At 61.2% G+C, this 7,883-nt stretch carries 6 protein-coding genes; 4 read left to right on the top strand and 2 right to left on the bottom strand.

The features are described 5' to 3' along the window. Together ubiG and WA989_RS12555 are read left to right on the top strand one after the other, a co-directional pair. On the top strand, positions 1 to 643 hold a 643-nt coding region (gene ubiG / locus WA989_RS12560), incomplete at its 5' end, for a bifunctional 2-polyprenyl-6-hydroxyphenol methylase/3-demethylubiquinol 3-O-methyltransferase UbiG (RefSeq protein WP_424340835.1). A 6-nt stretch (positions 644 to 649) separates the two neighbouring features. Then, on the top strand, positions 650 to 1,261 hold the full coding sequence (locus WA989_RS12555) for a DUF924 family protein (protein ID WP_424340834.1): 612 nt from the start codon (positions 650 to 652) through the stop codon (positions 1,259 to 1,261). 14 nt (positions 1,262 to 1,275) lie between these two features. On the opposite strand, the gene WA989_RS12550 is transcribed toward WA989_RS12555, so the two are convergent. Further along, positions 1,276 to 3,036, bottom strand: coding sequence for an alpha/beta fold hydrolase (locus WA989_RS12550; RefSeq protein ID WP_424340833.1), 1,761 nt, complete (start codon positions 3,034 to 3,036; stop codon positions 1,276 to 1,278). Between the two features lie 251 nt (positions 3,037 to 3,287). On the opposite strand from WA989_RS12550, the gene WA989_RS12545 reads away from it, so the two are divergent. Further along, the gene (locus WA989_RS12545; protein WP_424340832.1) at positions 3,288 to 4,541 is read left to right on the top strand and encodes a multidrug effflux MFS transporter; all 1,254 of its coding nucleotides are present in this window, start codon (positions 3,288 to 3,290) and stop codon (positions 4,539 to 4,541) included. A gap of 74 nt (positions 4,542 to 4,615) precedes the next feature. After that, positions 4,616 to 5,998, top strand: a complete 1,383-nt coding sequence (mltF, locus tag WA989_RS12540) for a membrane-bound lytic murein transglycosylase MltF (protein ID WP_424340831.1) — start codon at positions 4,616 to 4,618, stop codon at positions 5,996 to 5,998. A 168-nt stretch (positions 5,999 to 6,166) separates the two neighbouring features. Here the strand turns inward: mltF and WA989_RS12535 are convergent. After that, a partial coding sequence (locus WA989_RS12535; protein ID WP_424340830.1) for a methylmalonyl-CoA mutase family protein occupies positions 6,167 to 7,883 on the bottom strand: 1,717 nt, incomplete at its 5' end.

The following is a 7,883-nucleotide window of genomic DNA, read 5'->3' as shown; positions in this document are numbered from 1 at the left end:
GTTCAATCCCGTCCGGCTAGGCTTCATCCGGGATACGCTTGTCGATCATTTCGGACTGGATGGGCTGAGCCGCAAACCGCTCAAGGGGCTGCGACTTCTGGACATTGGTTGCGGCGGCGGTCTCGCTTCTGAGCCGATGGCCCGGCTTGGCGCCGACGTGACCGGCGTCGATGCGAGCGAGGCGAACATCAAGACGGCGATGACCCATGCCGAAGAGTCCGGCGTCAGCGTGGACTACCGCGCCGGCACCGCCGAAGGCCTGATCGAGGCTGGCGAAGCGGCGTTCGATGTCGTGCTCAATCTGGAAGTCGTCGAACATGTTGCCGATCCGGCTCAGTTCCTGAAAGACACGGCCGCGCTGGTGAAACCGGGCGGGCTGATGATCTGCGCGACGCTGAACCGGACGCCGAAAGCGTTTGCGCTTGCGATTGTGGGGGCAGAATACGTCCTCGGCTGGTTGCCGCGCGGCACGCATGATTTCTCGAAATTCCTGACGCCGGACGAGATTTCGGCGCCGCTGCAATCGGCAGGGCTGGAACCGGATGCGCCTCAAGGAGTCTCCTTCAATCCAATCGCCGATCAGTGGAAACTTTCTTCCGACACAAAGGTCAACTACATGATCGTCGCGCGCAGGCCGGAATAGAGTTTGATGACTGAAACTGTCACGCCAGATGATGTGCTGGACTATTGGATCGGCGAGACGCGGCAGGACGCGGGCGCAATTGAGCGGTTCAACACGATCTGGTTCGTCAAGCGTTTCGAGACGGACCGGGAGATCGCCGAGCGTTTTGTCGATGTGCTCGCCGATCTCGCGAGCGGGCTTGCGACGGAATGGGCCAAGCAGGGCGCGCGTGAGCGTCTCGCGGCGATCATCGTGCTCGACCAGTTCAGCCGGAACATCTTTCGCGGCCACAGGCTGTCCTATGCGCATGATCCGCTGGCGCGGAACCTGATGAAAACCGGCCTCGCACTTGGCGAAGACAAGCAGCTCAGCGAGACAGAGCGGGTCTTCTTCTACCTTCCGGCCGAGCATTCAGAGGACCGGATGGACCAGAAGCTCGCGGTCCGCCTGTTCAAACAGCTCGTCTCGGAGGCGCGCCCGGAGTTCAGGGAGTTCTGTGAGACGACCTATGACTATGCTGAAAAGCATGCCGAGGTGATTTCGAAGTTCGGCCGGTTCCCGCACCGAAACAAGACATTGCGGCGGACCTCCACATTCGACGAACAAACCTATCTCAGCCAGCCCGGCGCCGGGTTCTAGCCAGGGGGCGGCGTCTAGTTGCGCCCCTGGGCGCTATCGCGCCAAAGCGCTTCCATCGCAGAGATGACTTGCGGCCAGTGGGTGTAGAGCATGTACTGGCCTGCATTCTCGACCGGGATGGTCTTTTTCACATTCGGAACGGTGCTGGCGAAGAGATTGACCATGTCGGCGGTAAACACATTGTCTTCAGCCCCGTGGATGATGTGGAACGGGCACATCACATCGCGCGCAACACTGCGCCGGTCCGTCAGCGCCATGCGGATTTCCGAGACCATGCCGTGAGAGCCCTGTTTGACGGCATGGCGCAGCCCATCTGTCACCACAGCGCGGATTTCAGGACGGCGCATGGCGCGTTGCTCGATCGGAGAATCGCGGTGCAGCGTGTTCAGCGTGAAATCGTCCCGCCCGCTATCGATCAGGGCGACGGCAGCGCGTGCGATGAAGCCAATGGCCGAGGGGGCCCGCAGCAAGGTCTTGGCAAAGACCTTGTGATGCCAGGGAAAGTCGGCCTCCATCCCCTCTTCCCATGAGGTTTCCCCCGAGACGGAGAGCAGGCCCCTCGCAAGATCGGGGCGGGCGGCGGCGAAGGCCTGGGCGTGTATCAGGCCATTGGCATGGCCGATGACCAGCACCGGGCCGGTCTCCAGACGCGTCAGCAGCTCAGCCATGGTGCGGACGCTCTCGTCAATCCGGGCATCCAGCGTGTCGGCGCTGACCCCGTCGGAGCCGCCGAAGCCTGGCCTTGAGGGCGCGATCACGCGCCAGCCCTGCCGCGCCAGCGCCTCGACGCTGGGCTCGGTCCAGAGGGGCCCGAGATAGAGGTGATGGAAGAACAGGACGGGCCGGCCCATCGGATCGCCCTGTTCCATCCAGCTCAGCCTGCGACCATCGAACAGGGTCATCGTCTTTTGCCGGCGCCAGCGGTCAATCTCGCGCATGGCCGGCGCCTGGGCGGAGATCGCGCGAGCGGTGTTCATCGTCGCCCCGAAGCTCGACAGGAGGCGCACGGCTTCTGTCACGCTGGAGACGTTGAGCTTGGCCAGGATCGCCCTGATCTGCGTGCGCACCGTGGCGAGCTTGGCGACCCGATCGCGGGCAATCTTCTCGGGGGGGTCGCCCCGTGACAGCCGCAGTGACACGTCTACCTCGGCCTCTGACAGCCCATAGACCTCACCGAGGCGCTCACCCATGGCGCGGTCGAGATGCACCTCCACCGCAGCAAGGAGGATGGCCTCCTGTCTCGCCAGAGCGGAATCATTGAGGGTGACCCGCGTCAGCAGCAGCCGCGAGTCGACGCCCTCGATCCCAAGCGGGCTCGCGACGAACAGAAAATCATCTTCGCTGTCAACGACAGCGTTTCGCCTGGTCCAGCTGCGGATCATTCCCATGGCAGAGCCGTCGAGCTGAAGGTCTGCAATACCGTCCGGCACGTGTCCGCCCAGCAGCTTGAGACAGGCCGAATTGACGCTGATGACAGGCCCGTCCGGGCGGAAAACGACGGCAGGCCCCGGCATCTGGTCTGCGATCAGCCGGGCAGACTCCTCATGCGCGCGCAGGCGCCCCATACGGTCGAGACTGGCGAGCGCGCGCTGAAAATGCACATTGACGCTCTCATCCACCAATTCCTCATTGGAGAGGTCCGGCAGCCCGTCAATATAAGAGGACCACGCCGTCAGCAGCGCCTCGTAGCGCTCAGGCTCGAGGGTCGTCGCATACGTCTCCTCGACGACCTGCCCCTGAGCAGATTCGTCCTCGCTAAAGCCCTTACCGGTCAATATCGTCCCTCAGTTCGGCCCCCCGGCCGGCACACTTTCCGAAAAATCTACCGGTCACACAAAATAAACCATGCGTTTCATCAAATTTGATGATGCAACGATTATGACCACACGGCAATGAAAACTCATTGAATAGCAGCGTTGTGGGGACGCACGCGGGCGCAGGCGGAACCGGATTTTTCTGGTCCCGCCTGTTGCTGTTTTGGGAGAGCGACTCCAGATAGGGCGCTCACTGTCTAAGACTGATCTTCATGCAATCAACACCCGACACTCTAGAGGCGGCCGGTATCGTCCGCCCCACCCTGCCTTTGCCGGTCTGGGAATTTGTCGTCATGATTGCCGGCATGATGGCGCTCAACGCGCTGGCCATCGACACGATGCTCCCGGCCCTGCCGGACATTGCGCAGTCCTATAATCTGCAGAGCGCGAATGACCAGCAATTGGTCATCTTTGCCTATGTGCTCGGCTTCGGCGCGCCGCAGCTTGTCTTCGGCCCGGTATCGGACAGTTTCGGACGCAAGAAGATCGTTCTCGCCTGCGTGGTTGCCTATTCGGTGATGGGCTTCGCGTGCATGGCAGCCACCAGCTTCAACATGCTGCTCGCCATCCGTTTCCTGCAGGGCATTGCAGCGTCCGGCATCCGGGTGATCGCGGTCTCCGTGGTGCGCGACCTGATGGGAGGACGCGCCATGGCGCGGCTCATGTCGCTTGTGATGACCGTGTTCATGGTCGTGCCGATCCTGGCGCCTGTGCTGGGGCAAGGCGTGATGTATGTCGCGCCATGGGGCTGGACCTTCGGCATGCTTGGCCTTGCCGGCATGGCGATGTTCACCTGGATCGCGATCCGACTGCCTGAAACACTGCCAGAAGAAAACCGCCCACCGCTCAATTTCGTCGGCTCTTTCAAGGCCTATCGGCAAGTCATCATGACGCCTGTCACGATCGGCTATATGTGCGCTAGCGGCGTCATTTTCGGCGCGCTGTTTTCCTATGTGGCCTCTTCACAGCAGGTGTTTGCCGACGTGTTCGGAATGGAAGAGACCTTCGTGCTGTGGTTCGCGGGGATTGCCGGCGCCCTGTCTGTATCGAACTTCATGAATTCGCGGATTGTCGAGCGGATCGGCATGCGGCGGGTGAGCCATACTGTCCTGCTCGGCTTTATTGTCCTCGCCATAACCAACGCGCTTGTGATGGCCTTTGTCGGCGAAAAGCTGGCGTTCTTCTACCCGCTGTTCGCCCTGACCTTTGCCTGTTTCGGCATGATCGGCGCGAACTTCTCGGCGCTCGCCATGGAGCCGCTCGGCAAGATCGCAGGCACAGGGTCTGCAGCCTATGGCTTCATGACGACGACCGTGGCGAGTTTCTTTGGCTGGATGGTCGCAAGCCGGTTTGACGGCAGCGTCGTGCCGCTGCTCGAGGGCTATGTCGGGCTTGGTCTGCTCTGTCTTGTCATCGTCCTGGTGACCGAGCGGGGCAAGCTGTTTGGCTCACGCGACGATCCGTAGCCTTTCATCGGGGGTCGAACTGAACTAATCTGGCCGTTAATTGAACATTTTCTTTTCCAACCCATTGTTTACGTATGAAAACAGAAGTTCGCATTGGCCTTGTAGCCGGCGCGACCATCCTTTCCGGGCTAATGCTGACCCAGTGCCAGCCCGCGAATGATGCAGCGATTGTTACAGATACCACCACCTTGGAATCCATCCGCGAAAGCGGAGAACTCGTCGTGCTGACGCTGGAAGGGCCAACCACCTACACCCAATATGATGATGACGCCGAAGGCTATGAAATCGACGTCATTGAAGCTTTTGCCGAAAATCTTGGCGTAACGCCGCGCTATGTCGTCATGGATGATGTCGAAGCCTTGATATCCGGTATCGAGGAAGGCCACGGCCATCTCGGCGCAGCCGGCCTGACGATTACCGACAGCCGCGCAGAGCGCGTCAAATACGGCCCGGCTTACAAGAACACCGAGGAGAGCGTGGTCTGCCACCAGAAAGGCCCTGCGCCCGCTGATTTTGACCAGCTGGCTGAGGTCAACCTGACCGTGCTCGCCGGTTCGTCCTATGTCGAAACGCTGCAGACGCTGCGCGAAGACCATTCAGGCCTCAACTGGGCGACACGCCGGGCAGGCTCTGCCATGCCGATGCTGGAAGCGGTCTCTGAGCGCCGCATCGATTGCACCATCTCCGATTCCCACCTCGCCGAATATGCCCGCAGGCTGTATCCCGATCTCATCATACCAATGACGATCAGCGAAGACCGTCCGCTCGGCTGGATCTATAATGAAAAGATCAACGGCATGGACCAGGCCCTTGAAGGCTGGTTCATGGAGGCTCACGCATCGGGCTATCTTGAAGAACTCGACGAACGCTGGTTCGGCCATTTAGACGAGTTCGACTATGTCGAAGTCCTGCGTTTCGTGGAGCGCGTCGAACAACGCCTGCCGGAATTCCGCAACTATTTCGAAGCCGCTGCCGAAGACACCCGGTTTGACTGGCACCTGCTGGCCGCTCAGGCCTATCAGGAAAGCCACTGGGACCCGAATGCAAAGAGCCCGACCGGTGTTCGCGGCCTGATGATGCTGACCCTGCCGACCGCACGCGAGCTTGGCATCGAGGACCGTACCGACCCTGAACAGAGCGTCGAAGGCGGTGCGCGCTACCTGCAAAAACTCTATGACCGCATTCCCGATGGCGTGAGCGGCGAAGACCGTCTCTGGTTTGCGCTGGCTGCCTATAATGTCGGCATGGGCCACATTTACGACGCCCGCCGCCTGGCCGAACGCCAGGGTCTCGACAAGAATAGTTGGAGCGACCTGGAGCGCACCCTGCCGCTGCTGACCCGGCCGAAATACTACAAGACGGTGAAGCACGGCTATGCGCGTGGCTATGAGCCAGTGCGTTACGTCCGCAAGATCCGCGACTACTACAATATGCTGCGGGCCAACGTCCCGGTCTGATTGACCAGACAGATTTACCCCTTCGATAAGCGCGACTTTTCAGTTGCGCTTATTTTTTTGAGCCGCAGGACAATCGAGCATCGCCTCAAGCGGCTGGCGCACGCAGATGCGCAAGGTCGACGCCTATGGCAATGGTAAACGCGACGCGTGGAATTGACCCCGCCGGCCCTAAACCTTCTCCAGCCAGGCCGCTTCGACGACGTCCACGACGTCGCTCATGATGTCGGTAATCTTGAAATCCTTGGGCGTATAGACGCGGCGGATGCCCATCTGTTTGAGCGCGCGCTCATCCTCCGGCGGAATGATGCCGCCGACGACGAGAGGCACGTTTTCCATCCCCGCCTTGCGCATTTCGGCAATCGTGTCGCGGACGAGGTCGAGATGGCTGCCGGACAGGATGGAGAGGCCGACTACATGTGCGTCTGCCTCTTTTGCCTGCGCGACGATCTCCGACGGCGTAAAGCGGATCCCCTCATAGATGACATCCATGCCGCAAGCACGCGCCCGGCTGGCGATCTGTTCGGCGCCATTCGAATGCCCATCAAGGCCCGGCTTGCCGAGGACATAGGTGAGGCGGCGGCCGAGGTCTTCGGAGACTTTGTCGACCCGCTTGCGGGTCGCTTCGATGTCTTCATCGCCGCCCGTCTCGACCACGACAGCGACGCCCGTGGGTCCGCGATACTCGCCGAACACCTCGCGAAGGGCCCCTCCCCACTCGCCCGTGGTGACGCCGGCTTTGGCCGCCGCAATGGACGGCTCCATGATGTTCCCGCCGGACTCGGCGGCCGCTTTCAGCGCTACGAGCGCGGCCTCAGCGGCGCCATTGTCGCGCTGCTTGCGCCAGTCATTGAGATTGCGGACCTGCTCGGCCTCCATCATCGGATCAACCGTCTCGATCGTCTTCTCGCCGGCACTGAGCGGGCTTTCGGCGGTCTCGACATATTTGTTGACGCCGACGACACTCATATCGCCGCTTTCGATGGCCCGGATCCGGTCGACATGTGCGCCGACAAGGCTCTCCTTCATATAGGGCACAGCTTCGACCGCACCGCCCATATCGTCGATCTTCGCAAGCTCGGCGCGGGCGCCCTCTTTCAGCTCTTCGGTCTTGCCATCGACGACGTGGGAGCCGTCGAACAGATCCTCGAATTCGAGGAGGTCTGTCTCAAAGGCGAGGATCTGCTGCAGGCGCAGCGACCATTGCTGGTCCCAGGGGCGTGGCAGGCCGAGCGCTTCATTCCAGGCCGGCAGCTGCAGCGCGCGGCAGCGGGCGCGCTTCGACAGGGTGACGGCAAGCGCCTCTATCAGAATACGGTAGACATTGTTTTCAGGCTGCTGCTCTGTCAGGCCGAGCGAGTTGACCTGCACGCCATAGCGGAAGCGCAGAGATTTAGCATCAGTGACGCCATAACGCTCGCGCCCAATCTCTTCCCAAAGATCGACAAAGGCGCGCATCTTACAAAGTTCCGTTACAAAACGGACCCCGGCGTTCACGAAGAAGGAAATCCGGCCGAAGACAGTCGGAAAGTCCTTTTCCGGAACTTGCCCACCCGCTTTCACCGCATCGAGCACGGCGCAGGCCGTCGCGAGCGCATAGGCAAGCTCCTGCTGAGGCGTCGCGCCCGCCTCCTGCAAGTGATAGGAGCAGACATTGAGCGGGTTCCATTTTGGCACTTCAGTATAGCACCAGCTCACCATGTCGGAGATGAGCCGCATCGACGGCTCGGGCGGGAAGACATAAGTGCCGCGGGAGAGATATTCCTTGATGATGTCGTTCTGCGTCGTGCCGCGCAGCTTGGCCCGGTCATCGCCGCGCTCATCGGCCAGCGCCACATAAAGCGCGAGCAGCCAGGCCGCCGGCGCGTTGATCGTCATCGAGGTGTTC

This window comes from Henriciella sp. (genome assembly GCF_049649345.1).
Taxonomy (GTDB): Bacteria; Pseudomonadota; Alphaproteobacteria; order Caulobacterales; family Hyphomonadaceae; genus Henriciella.
The sequence above is the reverse complement of the archived record's forward strand: the minus strand, read 5'-3'. Positions and strand labels throughout refer to the sequence as shown.

Coding starts and splice junctions, on each gene's coding strand:
- WA989_RS12545 (WP_424340832.1), top strand. CDS start 3,288: ATGCAATCAACACCCGACACTCTAGAGGCGGCCGGTATCGTCCGCCCC.
- mltF (WP_424340831.1), top strand. CDS start 4,616: ATGAAAACAGAAGTTCGCATTGGCCTTGTAGCCGGCGCGACCATCCTT.
- WA989_RS12555 (WP_424340834.1), top strand. CDS start 650: ATGACTGAAACTGTCACGCCAGATGATGTGCTGGACTATTGGATCGGC.